The organism is Pseudonocardia sp. HH130630-07 (assembly GCF_001698125.1).
GTDB lineage: Bacteria > Actinomycetota > Actinomycetes > Mycobacteriales > Pseudonocardiaceae > Pseudonocardia.
Genome location: NZ_CP013854.1, coordinates 3,321,178 through 3,347,028, shown reverse-complemented (window position 1 = coordinate 3,347,028; position 25,851 = coordinate 3,321,178). Strand labels below are relative to the sequence as shown.

23 protein-coding genes and 1 pseudogene are annotated in these 25,851 nt (G+C 73.5%); 3 read left to right on the top strand and 21 right to left on the bottom strand.

What is annotated here, in order from left to right:
- Positions 1 to 78 precede the first annotated feature (78 nt).
- From secA to ald, 14 genes and pseudogenes are all read right to left on the bottom strand, one after another.
- Positions 79 to 2,885: pseudogene (gene secA / locus AFB00_RS16260) on the bottom strand (preprotein translocase subunit SecA); the annotation flags it as partial.
- 196 nt (positions 2,886 to 3,081) lie between these two features.
- Positions 3,082 to 3,741, bottom strand: coding sequence for a ribosome hibernation-promoting factor, HPF/YfiA family (hpf, locus tag AFB00_RS16255; protein ID WP_068797947.1), 660 nt, complete (start codon positions 3,739 to 3,741; stop codon positions 3,082 to 3,084).
- Positions 3,742 to 4,082: 341 nt separating this feature from the next.
- Positions 4,083 to 4,796 (bottom strand): double zinc ribbon domain-containing protein, encoded by a 714-nt coding sequence (locus AFB00_RS16250; protein ID WP_068797946.1) that lies wholly within the window; start codon positions 4,794 to 4,796, stop codon positions 4,083 to 4,085.
- 109 nt (positions 4,797 to 4,905) lie between these two features.
- The gene (locus AFB00_RS16245) at positions 4,906 to 6,597 is read right to left on the bottom strand and encodes an LpqB family beta-propeller domain-containing protein (protein WP_156819566.1); all 1,692 of its coding nucleotides are present in this window, start codon (positions 6,595 to 6,597) and stop codon (positions 4,906 to 4,908) included.
- Between the two features lie 35 nt (positions 6,598 to 6,632).
- Positions 6,633 to 8,348 carry an MtrAB system histidine kinase MtrB gene (gene mtrB / locus AFB00_RS16240; RefSeq protein WP_156819565.1) on the bottom strand — a complete coding sequence of 572 codons (1,716 nt, stop codon included), beginning with the start codon at positions 8,346 to 8,348 and terminating at the stop codon, positions 6,633 to 6,635.
- Between the two features lie 88 nt (positions 8,349 to 8,436).
- Positions 8,437 to 9,114, bottom strand: coding sequence for an MtrAB system response regulator MtrA (gene mtrA, locus AFB00_RS16235; RefSeq protein WP_068797944.1), 678 nt, complete (start codon positions 9,112 to 9,114; stop codon positions 8,437 to 8,439).
- A 30-nt stretch (positions 9,115 to 9,144) separates the two neighbouring features.
- On the bottom strand, positions 9,145 to 9,825 hold the full coding sequence (locus tag AFB00_RS16230; protein ID WP_068797943.1) for a dTMP kinase: 681 nt from the start codon (positions 9,823 to 9,825) through the stop codon (positions 9,145 to 9,147).
- Between the two features lie 10 nt (positions 9,826 to 9,835).
- Positions 9,836 to 10,336, bottom strand: coding sequence for an NUDIX hydrolase (locus tag AFB00_RS16225; protein ID WP_068800367.1), 501 nt, complete (start codon positions 10,334 to 10,336; stop codon positions 9,836 to 9,838).
- A 140-nt stretch (positions 10,337 to 10,476) separates the two neighbouring features.
- Positions 10,477 to 11,979: an adenosylhomocysteinase gene (gene ahcY, locus AFB00_RS16220; RefSeq protein WP_068797942.1), complete on the bottom strand. Its 1,503-nt coding sequence runs from the start codon at positions 11,977 to 11,979 to the stop codon at positions 10,477 to 10,479.
- Positions 11,980 to 12,264: 285 nt separating this feature from the next.
- Positions 12,265 to 12,516, bottom strand: a complete 252-nt coding sequence (locus AFB00_RS16215; protein WP_156819564.1) for a hypothetical protein — start codon at positions 12,514 to 12,516, stop codon at positions 12,265 to 12,267.
- The gene (locus tag AFB00_RS16210; protein WP_068797940.1) at positions 12,471 to 13,577 is read right to left on the bottom strand and encodes a glutamate mutase L; all 1,107 of its coding nucleotides are present in this window, start codon (positions 13,575 to 13,577) and stop codon (positions 12,471 to 12,473) included. The genes AFB00_RS16215 and AFB00_RS16210 overlap by 46 nt, the downstream gene beginning before the upstream one ends.
- Before the next feature lie 135 nt (positions 13,578 to 13,712).
- On the bottom strand, positions 13,713 to 15,251 hold the full coding sequence (locus AFB00_RS16205; protein ID WP_068797939.1) for an amino acid permease: 1,539 nt from the start codon (positions 15,249 to 15,251) through the stop codon (positions 13,713 to 13,715).
- A 99-nt stretch (positions 15,252 to 15,350) separates the two neighbouring features.
- On the bottom strand, positions 15,351 to 16,847 hold the full coding sequence (locus AFB00_RS16200) for an amino acid permease (RefSeq protein ID WP_068797938.1): 1,497 nt from the start codon (positions 16,845 to 16,847) through the stop codon (positions 15,351 to 15,353).
- A gap of 253 nt (positions 16,848 to 17,100) precedes the next feature.
- Positions 17,101 to 18,201: an alanine dehydrogenase gene (gene ald / locus AFB00_RS16195; protein WP_068797937.1), complete on the bottom strand. Its 1,101-nt coding sequence runs from the start codon at positions 18,199 to 18,201 to the stop codon at positions 17,101 to 17,103.
- 90 nt (positions 18,202 to 18,291) lie between these two features.
- Between ald and AFB00_RS16190 the strand changes: the two genes are divergently transcribed.
- Complete coding sequence (locus AFB00_RS16190) at positions 18,292 to 18,795, top strand: Lrp/AsnC family transcriptional regulator (protein ID WP_068797936.1); 504 nt, start codon at positions 18,292 to 18,294, stop codon at positions 18,793 to 18,795.
- A 65-nt stretch (positions 18,796 to 18,860) separates the two neighbouring features.
- Here AFB00_RS16190 and AFB00_RS16185 read toward each other — a convergent pair whose 3' ends face one another.
- Positions 18,861 to 19,418, bottom strand: a complete 558-nt coding sequence (locus AFB00_RS16185; RefSeq protein ID WP_068797935.1) for a hypothetical protein — start codon at positions 19,416 to 19,418, stop codon at positions 18,861 to 18,863.
- A 122-nt stretch (positions 19,419 to 19,540) separates the two neighbouring features.
- Here AFB00_RS16185 and AFB00_RS16180 point away from each other — a divergent pair, with 122 nt between their 5' ends.
- On the top strand, positions 19,541 to 20,134 hold the full coding sequence (locus tag AFB00_RS16180; protein ID WP_068797934.1) for a TetR/AcrR family transcriptional regulator: 594 nt from the start codon (positions 19,541 to 19,543) through the stop codon (positions 20,132 to 20,134).
- Positions 20,135 to 20,195: 61 nt separating this feature from the next.
- Here AFB00_RS16180 and manA read toward each other — a convergent pair whose 3' ends face one another.
- The 5 genes from manA to AFB00_RS16155 all read right to left on the bottom strand — a co-directional run bounded on the left by manA (position 20,196) and on the right by AFB00_RS16155 (position 24,713).
- Complete coding sequence (gene manA, locus AFB00_RS16175) at positions 20,196 to 21,410, bottom strand: mannose-6-phosphate isomerase, class I (RefSeq protein WP_068797933.1); 1,215 nt, start codon at positions 21,408 to 21,410, stop codon at positions 20,196 to 20,198.
- A gap of 22 nt (positions 21,411 to 21,432) precedes the next feature.
- Positions 21,433 to 22,527 (bottom strand): SIS domain-containing protein, encoded by a 1,095-nt coding sequence (locus AFB00_RS16170; RefSeq protein WP_156819563.1) that lies wholly within the window; start codon positions 22,525 to 22,527, stop codon positions 21,433 to 21,435.
- A complete protein-coding gene (locus AFB00_RS16165; RefSeq protein WP_068797932.1) occupies positions 22,524 to 22,736 on the bottom strand; it encodes a Trm112 family protein in 213 nt (70 codons plus the stop codon). The genes AFB00_RS16170 and AFB00_RS16165 overlap by 4 nt, the downstream gene beginning before the upstream one ends.
- A gap of 120 nt (positions 22,737 to 22,856) precedes the next feature.
- Positions 22,857 to 24,272 carry a phosphomannomutase/phosphoglucomutase gene (locus tag AFB00_RS16160; protein ID WP_068797931.1) on the bottom strand — a complete coding sequence of 472 codons (1,416 nt, stop codon included), beginning with the start codon at positions 24,270 to 24,272 and terminating at the stop codon, positions 22,857 to 22,859.
- Between the two features lie 87 nt (positions 24,273 to 24,359).
- Positions 24,360 to 24,713 carry a DUF3499 domain-containing protein gene (locus AFB00_RS16155; RefSeq protein WP_068797930.1) on the bottom strand — a complete coding sequence of 118 codons (354 nt, stop codon included), beginning with the start codon at positions 24,711 to 24,713 and terminating at the stop codon, positions 24,360 to 24,362.
- A 121-nt stretch (positions 24,714 to 24,834) separates the two neighbouring features.
- Between AFB00_RS16155 and AFB00_RS16150 the strand changes: the two genes are divergently transcribed.
- Positions 24,835 to 25,308 (top strand): metallopeptidase family protein, encoded by a 474-nt coding sequence (locus AFB00_RS16150; protein WP_068797929.1) that lies wholly within the window; start codon positions 24,835 to 24,837, stop codon positions 25,306 to 25,308.
- A gap of 77 nt (positions 25,309 to 25,385) precedes the next feature.
- Here AFB00_RS16150 and AFB00_RS16145 read toward each other — a convergent pair whose 3' ends face one another.
- Entirely contained in the window at positions 25,386 to 25,718 is a 333-nt protein-coding gene (locus AFB00_RS16145; protein WP_442965871.1) for a WhiB family transcriptional regulator, read from the bottom strand.
- Positions 25,719 to 25,851: the final 133 nt, after the last annotated feature.

Genomic DNA, 25,851 nt, shown 5'->3' with positions numbered 1-25,851 from the left:
CCGCGTCAGCGACGCCGGCGGTTCGCCTTCTCCGCCCGGCGCCGGTCGGCCCGGTTCACCCCGGGGTCGTCGTTGCCGGCCGGGACCTGGTGGGCCCCGCTGGGCGGCATGCCGCCGCCGCGGACCGGTGCCTGGCCGCCCCGCGGGACGGCGGGCTGCCGGCCCGTCCGGCCTGGGACCGGACCCGGGCCCTCGCCGCGACGGGCGACCCCTCCGTCCTCGCCCGGGCCGCTGTACTGCAGGTTCTGCGGCGGGGTGGCACGGAACAGGTTCGGCAGGACGACGGTGCTCTCGCTCGGGTCCTCGGCCGGGACCCGCCGGATCACCGGGATCTCGGTGGTCTCCGGGTCCTCCTCCTGGACCGGTGCGGCCGGCTGCTGCACCTGGACGACCACGTTGAACAGGTGGCCGATCGTCTCCTCCTTGATGCCCTCGAGCATCGCGGCGAACATGTCGAAGCCCTCGCGCTGGTACTCGATCACCGGGTCGCGCTGGGCCATGGCCCGCAGCCCGATGCCCTCCTTGAGGTAGTCCATCTCGTAGAGGTGCTCGCGCCACTTGCGGTCGATGACCTGCATCAGGACCTGACGCTCGAGCTCGCGCATCCCGCCCTGCGGCCCGATCAGCGAGTCGATCTCCGCCTCGCGGCGGGAGTAGGCCGCCTCGGCGTCGGCGAGGACGGCCTTCTCCAGCTCCTCCGGCGAGATCCCGTCGTCGTCGGCCAGCGCGCGCCAGTCGATCGAGACCGGGTAGAGGCCGCGCAGCGCGGTCCAGAGCTTCTCGAAGTCCCAGTCCTCGGCGTAGCCGTCGGCGGTCGCACCGACGATGTAGCCGTGGACGACGTCCTCGAGCATGTTCCGGGTCTGGCGCTGCACGTCCTCACCGTCGAGGACCCGGCGGCGCTCGTCGTAGATGACCTTGCGCTGCTGGTTGAGGACCTCGTCGTACTTGAGGACGTTCTTCCGGATCTCGAAGTTCTGCTGCTCGACCTGGGTCTGCGCGCTGCGGATGGCGCGGGTGACCATCTTCGCCTCGATCGGCACGTCGTCCGGCAGGTTGAACCGGTTCATGATCGACTCGACGACCTGGCCGTTGAACCGCCGCATCAGCTCGTCGCCGAGCGAGAGGTAGAACCGGGACGCGCCCGGGTCACCCTGCCGGCCGGAACGACCGCGGAGCTGGTTGTCGATCCGCCGCGACTCGTGGCGCTCGGTGCCCAGCACGTAGAGGCCGCCCGCGCTGCGGACCTCCTCCGCCTCCGCCTTCACCTGCATGCGCATCCGGTCGAGCGCCGAGTCCCACGCCGCCTCGTACTGCTCGCGGGTCTCGACCGGGTCGAGACCCTGGCTGCGCAGCTCCAGGTCGGCGAGGAACTCGGGGTTGCCGCCGAGCATGATGTCGGTACCGCGGCCGGCCATGTTCGTGGCGACCGTGACCGCGCCGGCGTGCCCGGCCTGGGCGATGATCTGCGCCTCGCGCGCGTGGTTCTTCGCGTTCAGCACCTCGTGCGGAACGTTGCGCTTGAGCAGCAGCTTCGCCAGGAACTCGGACTTCTCGACGCTGGTCGTGCCGATCAGGACCGGCTGGCCCGCGTGGTGCTTCTCGGCGATGTCGTCGGCGACGGCCTCGAACTTGGCGACCTCGGTCTTGTAGATGAGGTCGGCCTGGTCGGCGCGCACCCGCGGCCGGTTCGGCGGGATCGTGACGACCGACATCGTGTAGATCTCGTGCAGCTCGGCGGCCTCGGTCTGGGCCGTACCGGTCATGCCCGCGAGCTTGTCGTAGAGCCGGAAGAAGTTCTGCAGCGTGATCGTCGCCAGAGTCTGGTTCTCCGGCTTGATCTCGACGCCTTCCTTGGCCTCGATCGCCTGGTGCATGCCCTCGTTGTAGCGGCGGCCGGACAGGACGCGGCCGGTGAACTCGTCGACGATCAGGACCTCACCGCTGTTGACGATGTAGTCCTTGTCCTTCTTGAACAGCTCCTTGGCCTTGACGGCGTTGTTCAGGTAGCCGACGAGCGGGGTGTTCGCGGACTCGTAGAGGTTGTCGATGCCCAGCTGATCCTCGATCAGCGAGACGCCCTCCTCGGTGATGCCGACGGTGCGCTTGCGCTCGTCGACCTCGTAGTGGATGTCCTTGGACAGCATCGGCGCGAGCCGGGCGAACTCCTGGTACCAGCGGGCGCTCTGCTCCGCGGGGCCGGAGATGATCAGCGGCGTGCGCGCCTCGTCGATGAGGATCGAGTCCGCCTCGTCGACGATCGCGAAGTTGTGCCCGCGCTGGACCATGTCCTCGGCGTTCCACGCCATGTTGTCGCGCAGGTAGTCGAAGCCGAACTCGTTGTTCGTGCCGTAGGTGACGTCCTGGCGGTACTGCTCGCGGCGCTCCGCGGGCGTCATCTCGGCCAGGATCACGCCGACCGTGAGACCGAGCCACCGGTGGATCCGGCCCATCGTCTCCGAGTCGCGCTTGGCCAGGTAGTCGTTCGTCGTGATGACGTGGACGCCCTTGCCGGGGATCGCGTTCAGGTAGACCGCGAGGGTCGAGGTCAGGGTCTTGCCCTCACCGGTGCCCATCTCGGACACGTTGCCCATGTGCAGCGCACCGGCGCCCATCAGCTGCACGGTGAAGGGCCGCTGCCCCAGGGTGCGCCGGGCCGCCTCGCGGACGGTGGCGAAGGCCTCCGGCAGCAGCGAGTCGAGGGACTCGCCCTCGGCGTGCCGCCGACGGAACTCGTCGGTCCGGGCACGGAGCTGGTCGTCGGAGAGGCCCTCGAACTCGGGCTCCAGGCCGTCGATGTGTGCGGCGATCTTGCCGAGCCGCTTCACCAGCTTGGTCTCGCCGGCCCGGAGGAGTCGACTCAGGAAGGGCACTGCCGACCTCATTCACGTCGCGGTCAGGACACGGGCGGGCTCGCTCGCCGGAGGAGGTCACACCGCCCTGTCGCCATCGTACGGGCACGCGACGACGGGTTTCGCGCCGCTTCGGCGACGCAGACTCCCCGCACGCCCGGCGTCACCCGACCGGGACCTGTCCGGCGCGGGTGCGGGCGTCGAAGCGACCCGCACCCGCGCCGGACGGTCAGCCGCCGAGCCGGATGACGCCGTAGTCGTAACCGTGACGCCGGTAGACGACCGACGGACGACCGCTCTCGCTGCAGGAGAACAGGTAGAAGTCGTGCCCGACGAGCTCCATCCGCGACAGCGCCTCGTCGACCGTCATCGGGGCCGCGTCGTGGGTCTTCTCGCGGACGATCCGGCCCGGCAGGTAGTCGGCCTCCCACTGCTCCTCGAGCCGGGCGATCTCGGCGTCGGGCAGGGTCTCGCCGTGCGAGCGCGGGGCGGGGATCGTGTCGGTGGTCGGCGGCGCCTGCTCCATCAGCGCGACGGCCGACGCGTCCGCGGCGACCCGGGACGCGTGCACGCGGTCGCGGCGGCTCGGCTTGCGGCGGTCGTGCGAGCGGCGCAGCCGCTCGGCGAGCTTGCTCGCGGCCAGGTCGAGCGCGGCGTAGAAGTCGGCCGCGGAGGCCTCGGCCCTGGCGACGGCTCCGCAGCCGCCGCGGCCGGTGATCTCGACCCGCTGACAGGACTTCTGCTGGCGGCGGTTCGGCTCGTGGAACAGCTCCACCTCCATGCCGACGATCTTGTGATCGTGGCGCTCCAGACGGCTGAGCTTCTCCTCGACCAGGCCACGGAAGTGGTCGGGCACCTGGACGTTGCGGCCGGTGACGACGATCTCCACTCGGACATCCCTCGCTTCGGTCGTGCTTTTTCCGGGACTCGACGACGGCCCCGGGGTGGGCTATCGGTCGCTCCTCCTGCTGTGGTAGCGGCTGCGAGTTCATCGGACGTTAGCGGTAAATCCGCGTGCTCGACAGGTCGTTCGCCGACCCACTCGTGGGACGTTCCGCCGCCCCCCGTACGCGCTCCGCGACCGGGCCCGGCCACCCGGGTGACGATCGGATCCGCACGTGACACGCACACCGCAGCGGCCGGTCCGGCGGAACCGGAGGAGCGCCCCGGCGAGCCGGGGACACTGTTCGTCACCAGAACGGCAATGTGACTTTCGACACATGACGCCGGTCACGTCCACGGGCGCACCGTCGCGTCGGCCAGCACGACCGCTCCGGCCGGCCGGAGCCGGGCGGCGCGGAGCAGTGCACCGCAGGCGCCCAGCGTCGCGCCCGTGGTGACGACGTCGTCGACGACCAGGACCGCGTCACCGGGGCCCGGCCACGCGGCGCCCGGCAGCGGTACCGCCCGCATCGCCGCGCCCAGGTTCGCCCGGCGCCCGGCGGCGTCCAGACCGACGGAGTCCCGGGCCCGCCGGTCGAGCGCCAGCACCGGCAGCGTGCGGGCCGGGAGCCCCACGGCCGCCAGCCGCGGCTCCAGCTCCCGGCACAGCCGCAGGACGTGGTCACCCCCGCGGGCCCTGGCCGCGGCCGGCCGGGACGGCGCGGGCACCAGCCACACCCGGTCCGGGTCGGCCCGGGCGACGCCGGCCGGCAGCACCGCGCCCACCGCGGGGACCAGCAGCGCGGCCAGGGCCGGGGCCAGGTCCCGGCGCCCGCGCTCCTTGTAGGCGAGCACGGCCCGGCGCAGCGGGCCGCGGTAGCGGGCGACCGCCGCCACCCGGCCGGCCGCGGGCACCCGGACCGCGATCGGCCCCGCCGTGTCCTCCGCGCACGCGGGACACCAGCCGCCGCCCCCGGCCCGGCCGGTGCCGCAGCCGCCGCAGGTGTGCGGCAGGAGCAGGTCCAGCAGGGCGGACAGCGGAGCGGGAGCGGAGGACGGCACCCGGCGAGCATGCGTCCCCGCACCGACACCGCGCGGCCGATCACCCCGCGCGCGGGGTGATCCGTCCACAAGGTGGCGGATCCGTCCACAGGCGCGGTGGCCGGGGGCGTCAGCCGGGGTAGAAGGGCCGGGCGGAGGTCGAGGTGCCCGACGCCTGTTTCCACGCGTCCAGGTCGCTGCCGGAGAACGTCCACATGCCGGTCCGGTCGGTCACGTAGATCGGGCGTCCCGGGGCCGCCGTCACCGCGTGCAGTGGCGCGGTGAGGTTCGTCCCCGAGAGCGGGTCCACCACGAGCCCGTCGATCGTCACCAGGACGACCGGCCGTTCGGAGTCCGACGCGACCACGAGCTGCTCCTCGGACCGCCAGTCGACGGCGACCACGCCGTCCAGGTCGTTCGGGCGCAGCGCCCGGGTCGGCCCGAGCGCCACCGCCCCGGCCGGCCCCGGGACGACCGGCGCGACCAGCAGCCGCCCGTCCGCGACGACGGCGATCCGGCCGCCCTCCCTGGAGTGCGCCAGATCCACGACCGGCCCCGCGCCGTCGAGGACGGTGGTGTCCACCGCCGCCTCGCCCGGCGCGCCGGCCGCGGGGACCAGCACCCGGCGCACGCGCCCGTCGGCGACCGCCCAGATCTCGTCCCCGGAGGCGTTCCAGCTCAGCGCCGTCACCGCCGACCCGGAGACCGGCGTCGCCGACAGCTGCCCGTCGGCCGGGCCGACGAGCAGTCGCTGGGTCCCGCTCTCCTCCCGCGAGACCACCGCGATCCGCCCGGCCCGCGGCGAGGACGCCGCGTCGACCACGTCGAACGAGCCGTTGCCCGCCTGCCCGGCGACCGGCTCGTCCTGACCGCCCTCGACCACCCGGTGCACCCGGCCGTCGTCGACCACCAGCGGGTACGCCGGGATCCGTTCCGGCGTCGCGACCATGGCGCCGACGTCGTCACGGGTCAGCTCCGGACGGTCGGGCAGCAGCGGCTCGCCGTCGGACAGCAGCCGCACCCGCGGCACGCTGACCTCGGCGAGGGTCAGCACGATCTGGGCGGCGAGGCGCTGCCGGTCCGGCGGCTCCAGCCCGGACACCCCGGTGAGGTCGACGAGCACGACGCCGTCCGGGGTCTCCGCGACCGCCGAGCGCAGCTTCGCCGTCGCCGGGAACGCGGTCACCGCCGCACCGGCCAGCCCCCGCGACGGGCCGCGCATCAGCACGTCCATCGCCCGTGCGGCCAGCTCGCCCGGACGGCCGTTGGGGATGTAGTGCGGGTCCGACAGCAGCGTGTTGCGCCGGGGATCGACGAACCACGCCCGCAGCGAGCGGTAGTTGCCCCGGAAGTCCGAGAGCCGCACCAGCACCCCGGGCGGCAGGCGCTCGATGCGCCACCGGTCGTCCTGGCGGACCACGCCGATGTCGATCTCGACCGGTTGCGGCCCCGGCTCGAACGCGCCGGACGGGCTCACCTGGCCGAGCCGGTCGGCCCGCAGCCGGACCACGGCCCGGTCCGGGCCCGCGTCGGCGGAGCTCGGCGCGAACACGGTGTCGAACCGTTCCGAGAGCACGGTGAGCGTGGCGCCGTCGTCCCAGGTCGAGGCGCTGTCGGCCAGGTAGCGACGGGCCGAGGCGTGCCGTTCCTCCGGGCTGCCGGAGTTGTTCACGAAGCCGCGGACGAGCCCGAGCGGGTCCGCGTCCTCGATCGGGCCGTCCGGGACCGCGGCCCCGGTGTCCCCGGTCTGCCGGATGACCTGCACCGACGAGTGCTCCGGGACGCTCGCGCAGCCGGCCAGCACGGCGAGGCACACGAGCATCCCCACTCCGGCGGCCCACCGGGTCAGCCGGCCCGTCACCGGTCGCCGCCCGGGTCGGTGATCGCGCGCTCGGCGGGCTGCACCGGCGCGTGCTCCGGGCCACGGACCGGCCAGGCGTCACCGGCCGGCCGCGCCGAGACCCCCCGCGGGGGCGTCGGCACCGAGCCGCCGGACCGGCCGTCGAGCAGCGGTGCCGGACCGCCGCGGCCCGGGGGCGGGCCCAGCGGCAGCGGCGGCGTCGAGATGTGCCCGCCGACCAGGCGCGGCAGGGTCAGCCGGAACGCCGAGCCGCTCCCCCGCTCGCCCCAGGCCTGCAGCCAGCCGCCGTGCAGCCGGGCGTCCTCGATGCTGATCGAGAGCCCGAGCCCGGTCCCCCCGCTGCGGCGGGCGCGGGACTCCTCGGCCCGCCAGAACCGGTTGAAGACCAGGTCCGCCTCACCGGGGCGCAGCCCGACCCCGTGGTCGCGCACGACCACCGCCACGGCTGCCGGGTCCCCCGCCACCGTCACCTCCACCGGACGTCCCTCCCCGTGGTCGATCGCGTTCGCCACCAGGTTGCGGACGATCCGCTCGACCCGGCGCGGGTCGGCCTCCACCTCCTCGCCCTCGGCGAGGTCGAGCACCAGCTCGGTCCCGGCGTCGGTCGCCAGCCCGCGGACGGCGTCGACGGCGCGGTGCACCACCGCGGCCATGTCGACGCGCTCCGCACCCAGGTCGGCGACACCGGCGTCCAGCCGGGAGATCTCCAGCAGGTCGGCGAGCAGGGCCTCGAACCGGTCCAGCTCGGTCACCAGCAGCTCCGAGCTGCGGCGCAGCGCGGGCAGCAGCTCGTCGCGGGAGGCGTAGAGCACGTCGGCGGCCATCCGCACCGTCGTCAGCGGGGTGCGCAGCTCGTGGCTGACGTCGGAGGTGAAGCGCCGCTGCAACGCCCCGAACTCCTCCAGCTGGGCGATCTGGGCCGCCAGGCTGCCGGCCATCTCGTTGTAGGACTCGGCGAGCCGGGCGACCTCGTCCTCGCCGTGGACCGCCATCCGCTCGCCGAGGTGACCGCCCGCGAACCGTTCCGCGACGTCGGCGGCGTGCCGGATCGGCCGGACCACCTGCCGGGTCACCAGGCTGGCGATCGCCGCGAGCAGCACGAGCAGCACTAGGCCGCCGACGACCAGCGTGCTCTGGACCAGGTTCAGCGTCTGGCGCTCGCCCTCCAGCGGGAAGAGCAGGTAGAACTGCAGGTCGCGGCCCGCGGTGGAGATGAGCTGCCCGAAGATCAGGGTGGGGACGCCGTCGATGGTCACGTACTGCTGGCTGGTGCTGCCCTCGGCGACCGTGTCCTGCAGCTCCCGGGTGACCGGCTCGACGTCGCCGGAGGAGATCTCCGGGCCGTTGCCGGTGCCGGTCGTCAGCGCGGCGCGGTACTCCCCGACGGCGTTCGGCCGGGACTCCCGGGCGTTGGTCAGCCGCTCCAGCGCGGAGTCCAGCAGCTCCTGGGTGCCCTCGCGGTCCGGATCGGCCCCGGAGAGCTCGGCCTCCAGCACCGACCGGCTCGTCTCGGCCTGGACCAGCGCGCCCTGCGCCTTGCTCTGCAGCAGCCGCTCGGTGATCTCGCTCTGCAGCACCAGCCCCAGCACGAGCACCACCGCGGTGGACAGGGCCAGCGTGGAGACGACGACCCGCAGCTGCAGCGACCGGCGCCAGGACGCGGCGACCAGCGCGCCGAGCTCGTGGGCCTGCGCGCGGAGCGGGGCGAGCACCCGGGCGGTCCGGCCCGTGCCCGCCGGCCGGGAGGCCCCCGGCCGCGCCGCGCGCGGGCTCACCGCCGCCACGGCCCGACCGGCCCGGTCACGGGGGCCCGGCCTTGTACCCCACCCCACGGACGGTCAGGACCACCTCGGGGCGCTCCGGATCCCGCTCCACCTTGGAGCGCAGCCGCTGGACGTGCACGTTCACCAGGCGGGTGTCGGCCGCGTGCCGGTAGCCCCAGACCTGCTCGAGCAGGACCTCGCGGGTGAAGACCTGCCGCGGCTTGCGGGCCAGCGCGACGAGCAGGTCGAACTCCAGCGGCGTGAGCGCCACCGGCTGCCCGGCCCTGGTCACCTGGTGCGCCGGGACGTCGATGTCGATCTCACCGATGGACAGCTGCTCGGCGGGCTCGGCGTCGTTGCGCCGGACCCTGGCCCGGATCCGCGCGACGAGTTCCTTCGGCTTGAACGGCTTCACGACGTAGTCGTCGGCGCCGGACTCCAGGCCGAGCACGATGTCGACGGTGTCGCTCTTCGCCGTGAGCATGACGATCGGGACCCCGGACTCGGCCCGGATCGCCCGGCACACGTCGATCCCGTTCATCCCGGGGAGCATCAGGTCGAGCAGCACCACGTCGGGCTGGGTGTCCCGGACCGCGGGCAGCGCCCGTGTCCCGTCGGAGACGACCGCGGTCTCGAACCCCTCGCCCCGCAGCACGATGGTGAGCATCTCGGCCAGGGCCGGGTCGTCGTCGACCACCAGCACGCGCGACTTCATTGCTCCACTATCCCAGTTCGCCGCTCGGGGTCAGCGCAGGAGGTCCGCAGCCAGCGCCGCCGGGTCCCCCGGATCCGCCCTCGGCGCCGGTCGGGGACCGGTCCCCGGGGCACCGGGCGCGGCCAGCACGGTCCACCTGCTCAGCCAGGCGGCGTCGGCGAGCTGCCGGTAGACGGCGTCGGTGCGGGCCTGCAGATCGCCGTCGCGCTCGTAGGCGTCGCGTTCCCGCCCGGCCTCGGCCGACGCGCGGCTCCGGGCGCGCTCCGCGGCGACCGACGGCGGCGGCGCCAGCAGCAGCTGGTGGTCCGGCACCGGGACGGCGAACCGGTCGATCTCCAGCCCGCGGACCCACTCCACGACCTCGCCACCGGCGTCCTGGCCGAGCCGGGCGGCGTTGTAGGCGGCGTTCGAGGCGACGTACCGGTCGACCAGGACGACGTCGTGCCCGGCCAGCGCGTCCCGCAGCCCGGGCGCGGCGGCCCGGCGGTCGAGTGCGAACAGGACCGCCATCGCGTGCACCGACGACGCCAGGTCGCCCATCCGGCCGTAGAGCGCGTCGCGGGCCAGCTCGGCGTGCACGTCGTCGTCGTAGCGGGGGAAGGCCGTCGCCGTGACCGACGCGCCCGCCGCGCGCAGTGCGGCGGTCAGCCGACCGGCGAAGGTGCGCTTGCCGGCCCCGTCGAGCCCCTCGATGACCACCAGCCGTCCCACGGGCGAGACCCTAGGTCTCCGCCCGCAGCCCGCTCACCGCGGGCCAGCTCGCCGCGAAGCCGGGATGCAGGTCCAGCTCGTCGAGCCGGTCGGTGCGCACCCACCGCAGCTCGGTGCTCTCCGCGCCGCGGACCTCGACCGGCGGTGCGGCCCCCGGCCACCCGGCCCGCACGACCACCGTCGTGTAGCTCCAGCCGCCGTGGTCGTCGACGTACTCGCCGGTCCCCCGGTCCGGGGTCAGCGCGGAGACGTCCAGCGCGCTCTCCTCGCCCGCCTCGCGCAGGGCCGCCTCCCGGGCGGACTCGCCGCGGTCCCGGGCGCCGCCGGGGATCCCCCAGGTGCCGCCGTGGTGGCTCCAGCCGGCCCGGTGCTGCAGCAGGATCCGGTCCACGCCGGGCGGGTCACCGGCCCCCCGGTGCCGGACCAACAGCCCGGCCGCGCCGAACAGCCCCCAGTGCCGGTGGCCGCGGGCGCAGTGCACCCAGCCGTCCCCGGATCCCCGGTCGAGCACCGGTGACACCCCCTCCACACGCCGACGGCGCGATGGCCGCAGCCATCGCGCCGTCGGGCACAACGCACCAGGACTCGGTACCGATGCGCGCTCCGCAAGCTCCGCGCTCAGCACCGACGCGCGCTCCGCGAGCTCCGCGCTCAGTACCGGTAGTGCTCCGGCTTGTACGGGCCCTCGACGTCCACGCCGATGTACTCGGCCTGGTCCTTGGTGAGCTTGGTCAGCTCACCGCCGAGCGCCGTCACGTGGATCCGCGCGACCTTCTCGTCGAGGTGCTTCGGCAGCCGGTAGACGTCCTTGTTGTACTCCTCGTGCTTGGTGAACAGCTCGACCTGCGCGATCACCTGGTTCGAGAAGCTGTTGGACATCACGAACGACGGGTGGCCGGTCGCGTTGCCCAGGTTCATCAGCCGGCCCTCGGACAGCACGATGATCGAGTGCCCGTCCGGGAAGATCCACTCGTCGACCTGCGGCTTGATGGTGATCCGGCGGACGCCCTCGACCCGGGCCAGCCCGGCCATGTCGATCTCGTTGTCGAAGTGACCGACGTTGGCGAGGATCGCCTGGTGCTTCATCCGCTTCATCAGGTCGACCGTGACGATGTCCTTGTTGCCGGTCGCCGTCACGACGATGTCGGCCTGCTCGATGACCTTCTCCAGGGTGGCGACCTGGTGGCCCTCGAGCATCGCCTGCAGCGCGCAGATCGGGTCCGCCTCGGCGACGATGACCCGGGCGCCCTGGCCCGCGAGCGCCTCGGCCGAGCCCTTGCCGGTGTCGCCGTAGGCGGCGACCACGGCGACCTTGCCGCCGAGCAGCACGTCGGTGGCCCGGTTCAGGCCGTCGACCAGCGAGTGGCGGATGCCGTACTTGTTGTCGAACTTCGACTTGGTGACCGAGTCGTTGACGTTGATCGCCGGGAACAGCAGCTCGCCGCGCTCGGCCAGCTGGTAGAGCCGGTTGACGCCGGTGGTGGTCTCCTCGGTCACGCCGCGGATGCCGTCGTTGATCGTGGTCCAGCGCTTCGGGTCCTCGGCGAGGCTGCGGCGCAGCGTGTCGAACACGACGCGCTCCTCGTCGGAGACGGTGAGGTCGTCGTCGTCGAAGGTCGGCACGACGCCGGTCTTCTCGAACTCGACGCCCTTGTGCACGAGCAGGGTGGCGTCGCCACCGTCGTCGAGGATCATGTTCGGGCCCACGACGTTGCCGTCGGCGTCACGGAACTTGAACAGCTGCTCGGTGCACCACCAGTAGTCCTCCAGCGACTCGCCCTTCCAGGCGAACACCGGGACGCCCTGCGGGTTCTCCGCCGTGCCGTTCGGGCCGACGACCGCCGCGGCCGCCGCGTAGTCCTGGGTGGAGAAGATGTTGCAGGACACCCAGCGCACGTCGGCGCCGAGGCTGACCAGGGTCTCGATCAGGACCGCGGTCTGGGTGGTCATGTGCAGCGAGCCGGCGATCCGCGCCCCGGCCAGCGGCTTGGCCTCGGCGTACTCGCGCCGGAGCTCGGTCAGACCCGGCATCTCGTTCTCAGCCAGCCGGATGTCCTTGCGGCCGTACTCGGCCTCGGCGATGTCGGCGATGGCGAAGTCCAGGCCACCGACGTTCTGCAGCTTCGGGTGGCCGGTCGTCTCGGATGCGGTCATGGGGTGGGTGCGCCTCCTCGGGCGGTCGGGTCGGATACGGCCGGGGTGGTCGGATCCGGACGGACGGGCTCCGGCGGCGGGGGAACGGTGCGCGCACGGGACACGGCACCCTCCCTCCTCGTCGGAGACAGGCGCCCTTTCCTCGATCCGTGCCGGGCCGGGCCCCGAGCGTGGCGGCCGCCCCCGGTACCGGGTCGGCGACCGCTGCAGCGCCTCTCGGCGCCCGGCTCTCTCGCGGGTTCCATCGTTCCCAGCGACCCGGAGGGTGTCAACTCCGGCGGGTGATCATCCGAGCAGACGTTCGGCGAGCACGGACCGGGCCGCGGCGTGCCTGCCGTGCGACGCGAGCAGGCCGGCGGGGGCGAGCACCGACTCGCTGTCCACCCGTACCTCCACCTGGGCCAGCACACCGAGCAGCACCGGGTCGCGGCGCACCGTGGCGGCCACGGCGGCGAGCCCGGCGGCGTCGCGCTGGCGGAACACCCCGCCGGTCAGGACGACGAGTCCGACATCACCACCGGCGCCCGTGCCCGGCACCGCGACCGGGGGGTCCGGGACCAGCAGCCCGGCCGCGCCGGTGTCCGGCAGCACCCCGGTGTGGCGCAGGTGCCGCCGCAGCGCGATGACGGCGGCGATCGCCGCGAGCCGCCGGCCTCGGCCGCCGCGCCCCGGTCCGCGGGCACCGCCGGGCCGGAGGACTCCAGCGCGGCGACCGTCGGGCCCAGCAGGTCCGCCTCGACCGGATCGACGATGCCCTCCGACTGCGCCTCCACCAGCACCCCGGCCGCGGTGCCGGAGCCGTGGACGTCGGTCGTCGCGGACCCGACGTCCACGACCAGCACGCCGGTCCCGGTCAGCCGGGCGAGCGCGGTCACCCCGGCCGCGACGGCGAGCGGGGTGCGGGTGGGCGCCAGCGCACCGAGCCGGCCGGGCCCGGCCTGCACCCCGAGCGCCTGGCCGGCGTAGAGCTCGGCGACGGCGTCGCGGACCGGCCCGGTCACGATCTCACCGGGGCGCGGGGTGGCGTTCGGGCACGAGGTCACGCTGCGCCCGCCCGCCCGGAGCAGGCCGAGCGCGTCCGCACGGGCACCGGCGTCGACCGCGAGCAGCACCGGCCAGCGCCCGCGGGTCCGGGCCAGCCGGCCGGCGTTGTGCAGGACCACACCGGGGTCGCCGCCGTCGGCGCCGCCGAGCAGCAGGACCGCCCCCGGCCGCTGCCCGGTGAGCTCGCGGACCGCGTCGCCCTCCAACGCGCCGGTGTGCACGCCGACCACCCTGGCCCCGGCCGAACGACAGGCCCGGTGCGCGGCCTCGGTCGCGGTCAGCCGCTCCGCCCCGACCACGACCAGCCGCAACGGACCGCCGGCCGACGAGCAGGCCAGTACCTCCGGGGCCCGGCCGCCGGACGGGCGCCCGCCGGACGCGGCCGCTGCGGCCACCGCGGCGTCGACACCGGCCTGCACGTCGGGGGTGGTGGGGTGCTCGGCGAAACCCGCCGGGGTGCCGTCCGCCCGGACCAGGACCGCCTTCGTCCAGGACGACCCGACGTCCAGGCAGACCGCCGCGGAACGCGGATCGCCTGGCGACGGTTCGGTCATGAGCGGTGAGCGTACTGCGCGCGGGCGGTCACGAGGAGTGCTCGCGGGAGTTCTCCACCCCCTTCGACGAGCTGCCGGGACGACGGACGGCGGCGTCCCGGGGTCCGGGACGCCGCCGTCGAGGGGAGGGCGGGGTCACTCGCCCTGGGGGGCCTTCTTCCCGCGTGCCTCGGCCGCGATCTCGGCCAGGGACTGGCCGGTCGCGAGCCGGGAGCGCCGGCGCCCGTAGACGAAGTAGATCGCCGCACCGAGCGCCATCCAGGCGAAGAACCGGACCCAGGTGTCGGCCGGCAGGAACAGCGCGATGACGAAGCAGGCCACCGCCGAGACGATCGGCAGCACCGGCATGAACGGCACCTTGAACGTCCGCGGCAGGTCCGGCCGGCGACGGCGCAGCACGATCACGCCGATCGAGACCAGCACGAACGCGGCCAGGGTGCCGATGTTGACCAGCTGCCCCAGCTCGGTCAGCTCCAGGAAGCCGCCCATCAGCGCCGCCGAGACGCCGGTGATGATCGTCAGCCGGTACGGGGTGCGGTACTTCGGGTGCACCCGGGCCAGCCACGGCGGCAGCAGCCGGTCGCGGCTCATCGCGAACGCCACCCGGGTCTGGCCCAGCATCAGCGTCATGATGACCACGGTCAGGCCGATCAGGATGCCCAGCGAGATGATGAACTCCGCCGCCGGCACCCCGGTCGCGGCCATCGCCGCGGCCGCCGGAGCCTCCACGGCCAGCTGGTCGTAGGGCAGGATCCCGGTGTAGATCAGCGACACGACGATGTAGAGCAGCGTCGCGATCGTCAGCGAGGCGATGATCCCGATCGGCATCGTCTTCTGCGGGTTCTTCACCTCCTCCGACAGCGTCGCCACGATGTCGAAGCCCAGGTAGGCGAAGAAGACCAGCGCGGCCGCGGTGAACACGCCGGTCAGGCCGAACGCCGTGTCGATCCCGAACAGGTCGAGCAGCAGCGGGGTCCCCGCGTCGCTCGAGTAGTCGGCGGGCCGGGACTCCGGGATGAACGGGGTCCAGTTGGCACCGGAGACGTAGAAGACGCCGATCAGGATGATGCCGGCGACGATCACCAGCTTCAGCGAGGTGACGGTGGCGTTCACCCAGGCCGAGAGCTTGATGCCGATGATCAGCACGACCATCATCAGCAGCGCGATGAAGACCGCCGGGAGGTCGACGATCCCGCCGCCGCCCGGCCCCGCGGAGATGGCGTCCGGCACCGGGACGCCGAGGCTCGCCATGACGCTGTCGAAGTACCCGCCCCAGCCCTTCGAGACGGTGGCCGCGCCCAGCGTGAACTCCAGGACGAGGTCCCAGCCGATCATCCACGCGATGAACTCACCCATCGACGCGTAGGAGAACGTGTACGCACTCCCCGCCACCGGCACCGTCGACGCGAACTCCGCGTAGCACAACGCCGCCAGCGCACACACCACACCACTGATCAGGAACGACAGCGACACCGCCGGACCCGAGTACAACGCAGCGGCCTCACCCGCCAGCACGAACACCCCGGTGCCGATCAGCACCCCGATGCCCATGATCGTCAGCTGGACCGGGCCCAGCGCCTTCTTCAGCTGGAACTCCGGTTCCTCGGTGTCCCGTATCGCCTGCTCGACCGTTTTGGTGCGGAAGATCCCGCCATTGGGGCTTCTGGCCTTCATACGCGGAAACATACGTAATGCACGGTTCGGCCCGACACCCAGGTACGACGACGGCGGCGCCCCGGTCACCGGGACGCCGCCGTCGTGGAGCGGGTCGGGTCAGGCCTTCTCGCCCGTCGCCAGCCGGCTGCGCCGGCGGCCGTAGGCGAGGTAGACCACGGTGCCGATGATCATCCAGAGGATGAACCGCAGCCAGGTCTCACCGGGCAGGAACAGCGCCACGGCGAAGCAGAGGATCGCCGAGACGATCGGCAGCACCGGCATGAACGGCACCTTGAACGTCCGCGGCAGGTCCGGGCGGGTCCGGCGCAGCACGATCACGCCGATCGAGACCAGCACGAACGCGGCCAGGGTGCCGATGTTGACCAGGTTGGCCAGCTCGGTCAGCTCCAGGAAGCCACTGAGCCCGGCCGCGACCACACCGGTGATGATGGTGAGCCGGTACGGGGTGCGGAAGGTCGGGTGCACCTTGCCCAGCGACGGCGGCAGCAGGTGGTCGCGGCTCATCGCGAACGCCACCCGGGTCTGGCCCAGCATCAGCGTCATGATCACGACCGTCAGGCCGATCAGGATCCCGAGCGAGATGATGAACTCCGCCGCGGGTACGCCGGTCGCCGCCATGGCCGCCGCGGCCGGGGCCTCCACGCCGAGCTGGTCGTAGGGCAGGATCCCGGTGTAGATCAGCGACACGACGATGTACAGCGTCGTCGCGATCGCCAGCGAGGCGATGATCCCGATCGGCATCGTCTTCTGCGGGTTCTTCACCTCCTCCGACAGCGTCGCCACGATGTCGAAGCCCAGGTAGGCGAAGAACACGATGGCGGCACCGGTGAACACGCCGGTCAGGCCGAAGCCGGTGTCGATGCCCAGGATCTGCAGCAGCAGCGGCTGGCCGCCGACCGCGCTCTCGTAGTCCGCGGGCTGCGACGGCGGGATGAACGGCGTCCAGTTGGCGCCGGAGATGTAGAAGACGCCGATGATGATGATGCCCGCGACGATCACCAGCTTCAGCGAGGTGATCGTGGCGTTCACCCAGGCCGACAGCCGGATCCCGATGATCAGCACGACCATCATCAGCAGCGAGACGAACACGGCGGGCAGGTCGATCGCGCCGCCCTCGCTGCCCGGGCCGCCGGACAGCGCCGCGGGCAGCTCCAGGCCCAGACCACCGAGGACGCTGTCGAAGTAGCCGCTCCAGCCCTTGGCCACGGTCGCGGCACCGAGGGTGAACTCCAGGGTCAGGTCCCAGCCGATCATCCACGCGATGAACTCACCCATCGACGCGTAGGAGAACGTGTACGCACTCCCCGCCACCGGCACCGTCGACGCGAACTCCGCGTAGCACAACGCCGCCAGCGCACACACCACACCACTGATCAGGAACGACAGCGACACCGCCGGACCCGAGTACAACGCAGCGGCCTCACCCGCCAGCACGAACACCCCGGTGCCGATCAGCACCCCGATGCCCATGATCGTCAGCTGGACCGGGCCCAGCGCCTTCTTCAGCTGGAACTCCGGTTCCTCGGTGTCCCGTATCGCCTGCTCGACCGACTTCGTGCGGAAGAACCCGCCGCCGCGGTTCGTGACCGTCATGAGCCGACAAATTACGACCCGTGCGATCCGCGGTCACGCGTTTGGTCCGGATTTGAGATCACGATATGGTTGCGACACAAAACCGCTCGATTTCCGACACGATTCAGCGCCACGAGTCGATAGCCGGCGCACGACACCGCCCGCACGGGTACGATCCGCAGCCGCAAAGGGCGGACATTCCAGACATCGTGGAGTTTCGCGTCGTTCTGCCCCGAACCGAGCGGGAGACCCCGCGCTCCCGCCCGGACAGCGGTCAGAGGGTGCCGTGCTCCAGCCCGTGCGCCTGCGCCACCTCGGCCGAGAGCAGGGCGCCGCGGTGCGTCGAGAGCCCGGCGGCCAGCACCGGGTCGGCCGCGGTCGCGGCCTCCCAGCCACGGTTCGCGATCCGCAGCACGTAGGGCAGGGTCGCGTTCGTCAGCGCCCGCGTCGAGGTGTGCGGCACCGCGCCCGGCATGTTCGCCACGCAGTAGAAGACCGTGTCGTGCACCGCGTAGGTCGGGTCGGCGTGCGTGGTCGGGCGGGAGTCGGCGAAGCAGCCGCCCTGGTCGATCGCGATGTCCACCAGCACCGCACCCGGGCGCATCGCGGCGACCAGGTCGTTCGGGACCAGGGTCGGCGCCTTCGCACCGGGCACGAGCACCGCGCCGATGACGAGGTCGGCGTTCGTCACGGCCTCACGGACCGACAGCTTGGTCGAGTAGACGGTGCGGACCCGGCCGGCGTACCGCTCGTCGATCGCGCGGAGCTTGTCCACGTCGATGTCGAGCACCGTCACCTGCGCGGCCATCCCGGCCGCGATCGCGATCGCGTTCGCACCGGCGACACCGGCACCGAGGACGACGACGTCCGCGCCGGGGGCCCCGGGCACCCCGCCCATCAGCACGCCGCGGCCACCGGCCGAGCGCATGAGGTGGTACGCGCCGGCCTGCGGCGCGAGCCGGCCCGCGACCTCGCTCATCGGGGCCAGCAGCGGCAGCCGGCCGTCGGCGGTGCGGACGGTCTCGTAGGCGATCGACGTGGTGCCCGAGGACAGCAGCGCGTCGGTGCACGGCCGGGACGCGGCCAGGTGCAGGTAGGTGAACAGCGTGAGGTCCGGACGCAGGAAGCCGTACTCCGACGCGATCGGCTCCTTGACCTTCAGCAGCAGCTCGGCGGAGCCCCAGACCTCGGCGGTGTCGGCGAGGATCTGCGCACCGGCCTCCTTGTAGTCGGCGTCGGTGATCGCCGAGCCGGCGCCCGCGTCGTGCTCGACGACGACGTCGTGCCCCTGCCCGACGAGCTCGTGCACCCCGGCCGGGGTCAGGGCGACCCGGAACTCGTTGTCCTTGGTCTCCTTCGGCACGGAGATGCGCATGTCTGGCTCCTCATCCTCGACTGCCCTCCATAGTGAAGAAGAAGCGATACTCTGCCAACTCCAACGACAGATATTCTCCGAACGAGGGTCATGAGCGAAGAAGATTCCGTCAGCGTCGGCCGACGAGCGGCCGGGCCGAACGTCGTTCGACTGGACGAGACCGACCGGAGACTGCTGCGCCTGCTCGAGCAGGATGCGCGCACGCCGAACAACGCGCTCGCCGAGGCCGTCGGCATCGCCCCGTCGACCTGCCTCGGGCGGATCCGGGCACTGCGCGAGCGCGGGGTGATCCGGGGCTACCACGCCGACGTCGATCCGGCCGCCACCGGGCACCCGCTGCAGGCGATGATCTTCGTGACGCTGCAGGCCGACGCCCGCGACCGGCTCGACGAGTTCGTCACCCGCAGCTCGCGGCTGCCCGAGGTCCGCGACGTCTACTTCCTCGCCGGTGCCGACGACTACATGCTCCGCGTCGCGAGCGCCGACACCGGGGCGCTGCGCCGGCTGGTGGGGGTGCTGAACTCCTGGGGCGAGGTGGCGGGCACGCGGACGTCGCTCATCTTCGAGCACCACCGCGCGCCGGACACGTACTGATCCCGTGATCGCGAAGGGCGGAGCGAGCCCGACGGCACACGCCGGTCGCGCTCCATCCCTCGTGATCATCCCGCCGAGCGCGCGGCCCGGCCGAGCCGCAGGGCCGAGACCAGGAAGAAGACGCCGCCGAGCAGCGCGTACCCGGCCGTGCTGCCCACCATCGCGTCCGGGCCGGTCGACTGGAGCACGAACGAGGCGCCGGCGAGCACCGAGAGGCCGCCGCTGGCGATCATCGCCCACTGCCCGCCGAGCGCCCGGCGCCGCAGCGCGACGAGCAGCTGCACCAGCCCGGCCACGATCGCCCAGATCCCCCACACCCGCAGGACGGCCGGGGCGCCGGAGGTGACCGCGAAGGCCAGGCCGATCGCGACGCTCGTGCTCAGCACGATGTTGGCGACCAGTGCCGGGACCGAGCGGGTCCCCCGGGAGGCACGGGCGTCGACGACCGCGGCCCCGACGTCGAACAGCGGGTAGAGCACGAGCAGGGTCGCGACCACCGGGCCGAGGTCCGGCGCCAGTACGAACAGCGCGATCGCCCACAGCAGGGCGAACCCGAAGCGGACGAGGTAGAGCCGCCGGAGCGCGGGGACCGGAGCGGTCTCGGGGACGGTGGCCGTGGTCATGGAGGTCCTCCCGGACGGGGTGGGTGACGAACGGAGAGAGAGAAAGACCGTTCTCTCTGGTCAGCTTCGCACACGATCGCGAGCCCAGCAAGACCGACCGTTCTTTCTGCTACGGTCCGGGCATGACGTCACCGACCCGCACCGGGCGGTCCGAGGCCCGCGACCGGCTGCTCGCCACCGCGAGCGCGTTGTTCTACCGCGACGGGATCCGGGCGGTCGGCGTGGAGCGGATCCTCGCCGAGGCCCCGGCCACCCGGGCGACCTTCTACCGGCACTTCCCGTCGAAGGAGGACCTGGTGCTGGCCTACCTGCGCGCCGTGGACGCCGACCTCCGGGCCGACGCGCAGGCGATCATCGACGCGGCGCCGACGGCCGCCGAGGCGGTGCGCGGGCTCGGGGCCGCCGTGGCCGACTCGCTGACCCGCCCGGGCTTCCGCGGGTGCGCCTTCCTCAAGGCCGCGGCCGAGCACCCCGATCCCGACGACCCGGTGCGCCGCGTCGTGCTCGACCACCGGTCCTGGTACCTGGACACCCTCACCGGGCAGTTCGCCAGGGTGTTCGCGGACTCACCGCGCCGGCCGGACCCCGAGCACGCCGCACGGCACTTCGTGATGGTGCGCGACGGCGCCATGAACGGCGCCGACCTCGACGGCGCCGAGGGCGTCCGGGCCGCGTTCCGCCGCGGGGTGGAGGGCCTGCTGACCGTCCTGCACTGACCGTCCCGCACCGGCCGTCCCGCACCGGCCGTCCGCGCCGGCGGGCCGCCGGTGGCCCGGGTCAGAGCCCGTCGCCGGCCAGGAAGACAGTGGCGCCGTCGTCGCCGGTGCTCAGGACGGCCCCGGTGTCGGCCGCCGACAGGTAGACCGCGGCCCCGCGCGGCAGCTCGATCTCGGTGCCCTGCGCCTCGACGGCCGCGGAGCCGGAGGTGCACAGCAGGATGCGCGCACCGGTCCCCGGCACGTCGAGCTTGTCCCGCCCGCCGGTGTCCGCCCGGCGCAGCAGGAACTCCTCGACCGGCACCTCGTAGCGCTGCCACCCGGCGGCGGACGGTTCCGGCGCCGGCCGGCGGACGGCCGGCGGCGGGGCCGCGAAGTCGAGCACCCGCAGCAGCTCCGGGACGTCGACGTGCTTCGGCGTCAGCCCGCCGCGCAGCACGTTGTCCGAGTTCGCCATCAGCTCGATGCCGGCACCCGACAGGTAGGCGTGCAGGTTCCCGGCCGGCAGGAACAACGCCTCGCCGGGCACCAGGTCCACCCGGTTCAGCAGCAGGGCCGCGAGGACCCCGGCGTCACCGGGGTACCGCTCGGACAGGTCGAGCACCATCTTGGCCTCGCCGGTCCAGTCACCCGCGCCCCGCTCCAGCAGCCGCACCGCACCCTCCTGCAGGGCCGGGACCAGCGCGTCGAGCACGGACTGGGGCAGCGTGATCCAGGTGGTGAACAGCGCGCGCAGCCCGTCCGGGCCGGGCTGGCCGGCGAGCAGCTCGGTGTAGGCCCCCAGCTCCGGCACGTCCAGCGACCGGAGCAGCTCCACGGTGCGGACCGGCTCCCGGAACCCGACGAGCGCGACGAAGTCGGTGAGCGCGCAGATCAGCTCGGGCTTGTGGTTGGCGTCGCGATAGTTGCGGTCCCGGGCGTCCACGGCGATGCCGGCCGCGTTCTCCCGCTCCCAGCCCTCCCGGGCCTGCTCCAGGCTCGGGTGCGCCTGCAGCGACAGCGGCTCCTCGGCGGCGAGCACCTTCAGCAGGAACGGCAACCGGCCGGCCCAGCGGTCCCGTCCGGAGCCGAGGGCGGCGATCGGGTCGTCGGCGATCAGCCGGTGCAGCGGGCGGCGGCCGCCCCCGTCCGGGACCGTCGACGACGCCGCCGGGTGCGCACCCAGCCACATCTCCGCCTGCGGGTGCGGTGCCGGCACCACGTCGCCGAGGAGTTCGGCGATCACCGTCCGCGATCCCCAGGCGTAGGTGCGGATCGGGTTCTCCAGCAGTTCCACGGGTCTCCCGGGGTCGGGCGGGTCAGGGGTTGAGCGTGGCGCGGGTGGCCAGGCCCAGGTACACGGCGGCGACGTCGGCCCGCAACGCGAGCAGACCGGCGCGGATCAGCACCGCGTCCCGGGTACCCCGCGGGACCTCGTCCACCGGGTGTGCGAGATCGGCGTTGGGCCACTCACGGCCGAGGACCCGGCGGCTCACCTGCTGCGGATCCTCCTCACCCGTGCCCATCAGGACCAGTCGCGGCGGGGCCGCCGCGGCGGGTTCGGGGTCGTCGAACGGGTCCCGGAAGATGTCGTCGGAGCGCTCACCCAGGTCGACCGCCACCCGCAGCCCGGCGAGCGTCCCCGCCTGGCCGATCCCGTCGGCGTGCGCGACGACGCCGGCGTGCGTCGCCAGCGCGGTCGCCGCGTGCCGGGCGACCGCGGCCGCGGCCGGGTCGGTGCCCCACAGCAGCGGGGTCCGCTCGGCGAGCCGCAGTGCGAGCGACTTCGCCGGGTTGACGAACGGCTCGTTGCCGGGCTGGGAGCGCTCGGCCTCGGCGTCGAGCGCGTCGGCGAGGGCCTCGGTGTCCGGGGCCAGGGGCAGCAGCTCCAGCTCGCTGACCGTCACCAGCGCGACCGTCAGCGCCTGGGCGAACCCGAGCCCCTCCGGCAGCGGGATGCGCGGCTCCACCAGCCGGGCCCGCCCCGCACCGGCCCGGGCGACCGGCCCGCCGTCGGGCACCGACAGCACGGTCTCCGCGCCGCGGTGCACCGCGGTCGCGACCGACTCCGCCAGCTCGGGGTCCGACGGGTCCGCGGAGTGCGCGACGACGACGTCCAGCGGGCCGATCCAGCCCGGGACCCGCTCGGCGTGCACCACCGGCACCGGGCAGCGGTCACCGAGCAGCGCGGTGACGAGATCGGCCACCGCACCCGACACCCCGGGACGGCGCAGCAGCACCAGCGCCCGCGGCCGGTGCCCGCGCAGCCGGTCCAGCCCGGCCTCGCGGGAGGCGTGCGCCGCGGAACGGACCTGCGCGCCGGCGGTCGCGGCCGCCCGCAGGACACCGGTGGTGTCCCGCGCGGTCAGCGTCGCCGCGTCGGCGAGCAGCGTGTCGTCGAGCACCCCGTTCACCCGTCGACCCTCGCCGGGCCGGTGCCCGGGAGGGCCTCGTCCAGCAGCAGCACCGGGATCCCGTCGGTCACCGGGAAGGATCGGCCGCAGGACCCGCAGGTCAGGGCGTCGGCCTCGGGATCGGCGACGGTCCCGGGGCGGAGCGGGGCGTGCGCGTCACACGGGCAGGCCATGATCTCCAGCAGCTGGGGGTCGAGCTGTACGGCCACGGTTCTCCTCGTCGTCATGTCTCACGCTCGATGCTGCCATCACTCCACGTCACCGCGCGGCAGCCGACCGGGTACCGCGCCGGTGCCGGAGGGTGCCCGGCCCGGCGGCCGGGCCGGGTGTCAGCCGCGGACGACGGCCAGGACCTCGTCGACCAGCGCCCGGACGGCGTCGTCGTCGGCCGCCTCCACGTTCAGCCGGAGCAGCGGCTCGGTGTTCGACGCCCGCAGGTTGAACCAGGAGCCGCCCGGCAGCGTGACCGTGAGCCCGTCGAGGCGGTCGAGCTCGACGCCGTCCCGGGCACCGTAGATCGACTCGATCTCGGCCACCGCGGCGGCCTGGTCGGTGACCGTCGAGTTGATCTCGCCGGAGGCGGCGTACCGGTCGTAGCCCGCCATCAGGCCGGACAGCGGCACCGGGGCGCCGGCCGCGGCCCGGTGCTCGCCGAGCGCGGCGAGCAGGTGCAGCGCGGCGAGCATGCCGGAGTCGGCCCGCCAGAAGTCGCGGAAGTAGTAGTGCGCCGAGTGCTCGCCACCGAACACCGCGCCGGTCTCGGCCATCGTCTGCTTGATGAACGAGTGCCCCACCCTGGTCCGCACCGGGCGCCCGCCGTGCTCGGCGACCAGCTCGGGCACGGCCCGCGACGTGATCAGGTTGTGGATGACGACGACGTCGTCCTCGCCCGCCGCCTGCGCCCTGGCCAGCTCGCGGGCGGCCACCAGCCCGGTGATCGCGCTCGGGCTGACCGCCGTCCCGCGCTCGTCGACGGCGAAGCAGCGGTCGGCGTCGCCGTCGAAGGCCAGCCCGAGGTCGGCCCCGGCGTCGATCACGGCCTTCTGCAGGTCGACCAGGTTCGCCGGGTCGAGCGGGTTCGCCTCGTGGTTCGGGAACGTGCCGTCGAGCTCGAAGTAGAGCGGGACGACCCGGACGTCGAGCGCCTCGAACACGGTCGGGACGGTGTGCCCGCCCATGCCGTTGCCGGCGTCGACGACCACGGTCAGCGGCCGCGCACCGGCCAGCGAGGACAGGTCCACCAGCGAGCGCAGGTGCTCGGCGTAACCGGCGAGCACGTCGTCGCGGCGCACGGTGCCGGTGCGGTCGGCGACCGGCACGCCGTCGGCGAGGAACCCGGCCGCGGTGTCCCGGATCGTCGCGAGCCCGCTGTCCTGCCCGATCGGCACCGCGCCGGCCCGGCAGAGCTTGAGCCCGTTGTAGCGGGCCGGGTTGTGGCTGGCCGTGAACATCACGCCGGGCAGGCCGAGCGAACCGGAGGCGTAGTAGAGCATGTCGGTGCTGGCCAGGCCGATGTCGACGACGTCGAGCCCCTGCCCGGTCACACCGTCGGCGAAGGCCGCGGCGAGCGCCGGGGAGCTGTCGCGCATGTCCCGGCCGACGACGACGGCACCGGGTGCCGGGTCGTCGGCGGCGACCAGGCGGGCGGTCGCCGCGCCGAGGGCGCGAGCGGTGGGCTCGTCCAGCTGGTCACCGACGACACCGCGGATGTCGTAGGCCTTCACGATCGCCGAGAGGTCGGGCACGACGCCTGACCCTAGCGCAGCCGGGTCACCCGTCCGCGCAGGTCTCCACACCGGCGTCACGTCAGGCGGGATTCCTGCACCGGTGGCTCAGTCGTCCTCACCGGGAGCGGGCAGCACCCGCAGGTGCCCGCGCCGCCCCGTGGCACCCGGCCCGGCGACCACCTCGACCGGCCGGTCCACCCGGCCCGCCTCACGGACGGCGTCGGCCAGGGCCGTCAGGTCCTCCCCGGTGTGCTGGGGCGGGGCGAACTCGCTCTCGAACCGGACGACCTCCCAGCCCCGCGGGGCGGTGAGGTTGTGCGCGTGCCCGGTGCACAGGTCGTAGGAGTGCGGCTCGGCCTGGGTGGCGAGCGGGCCGACGACGGCGGTGGAGTCGGCGTAGACGTAGGTGAGCGTGGCGACGGCGAGCTCGGTGCAGCCCGTCCGTGAACATCTCCGCACACTCAACACACGGGCGACGATAGCCCGTGTACCCGGCCGGACAGAACTGCGACGCGCACTCTCGTGCCGGGTCGTGCGTCGTCGCGGGTCGTGCCGAGGGGGTGGGGCCTAGAATGCACCGGTGTCCGCCGCGAACCGCCTGTTGCGCCGCACCCCCCGCCGCCGGGACCGCCGCGGCCGTGGGCTCCGCGGGTTGATGTACCCGGTGTCCACGCCCGCGTTCCGCACCCGCGCCGAGCGGTTCGACGCCAAGGTGCTGGAGGCGCTCGAACCGATCGAGGCCCGGTGGGGTCCCGAGCTGGCCGATCTCGACCTGGCGATCGACGACGTCCCCGCGGTCGACCGGACCTCGCCGGACGAGGTCGTCTGGGGCACGGGCGTGCTCGCCGACGTCGGCGTCCCGCTGGCGCACCTGGTGCCGGCCGGGGTGGACCCGGCCGGGCTGCCGACCCGGGCCCGGATCGTGCTCTACCGCCGGCCGCTGGAGGCGCGCGCCACCGGCGGTGAGGACCTGGCCGACCTCGTGCACGAGGTACTGGTGGAGCAGGTCGCGGAGTACCTCAACATCGAGCCGGACGCCGTCGACGGCGGCTGAGCGCCCCGCACGGCACGACGCCCGGGCCCATCGTGTGATGGGCCCGGGCGTCGGTGGTTCGTCCCCCTGGGCGGGTGTCAGACCGCGGCGCGCCGCAGCCGCCGCCGTTCCCGCTCGGAGAGCCCGCCCCAGATGCCGAAGCGCTCGTCCTGGGCCAGCGCGTACTCCAAGCACTCGGCCCGGACCTCGCAGCCGGCGCAGATGCGCTTCGCCTCCCGGGTGGAGCCGCCCTTCTCGGGGAAGAACGCCTCCGGATCGGTCTGTGCGCACAGGGCGCGCTCCTGCCAGTCCGGTACCTCGTCCCCGGGCACCTCGTCCAGCAGCAGACCCTTCAGGTCGAGCACCTGCGCGGCCCGGTCGTGGTCGGACAGCTCCGCCGACACCCCCGGACCGTCGTGGCCGGAGACCATCGTCTGCTGCCCGACCGGCTCGACCCCGGCCGGTCGCAGCATCCGCATGAAACCCTCGACGTCGTCCACTCGCCCACCTCCCCGCAACGCACCGGCGAATGACACCGCTGTAAGTACAGCGCTGACACTAGCT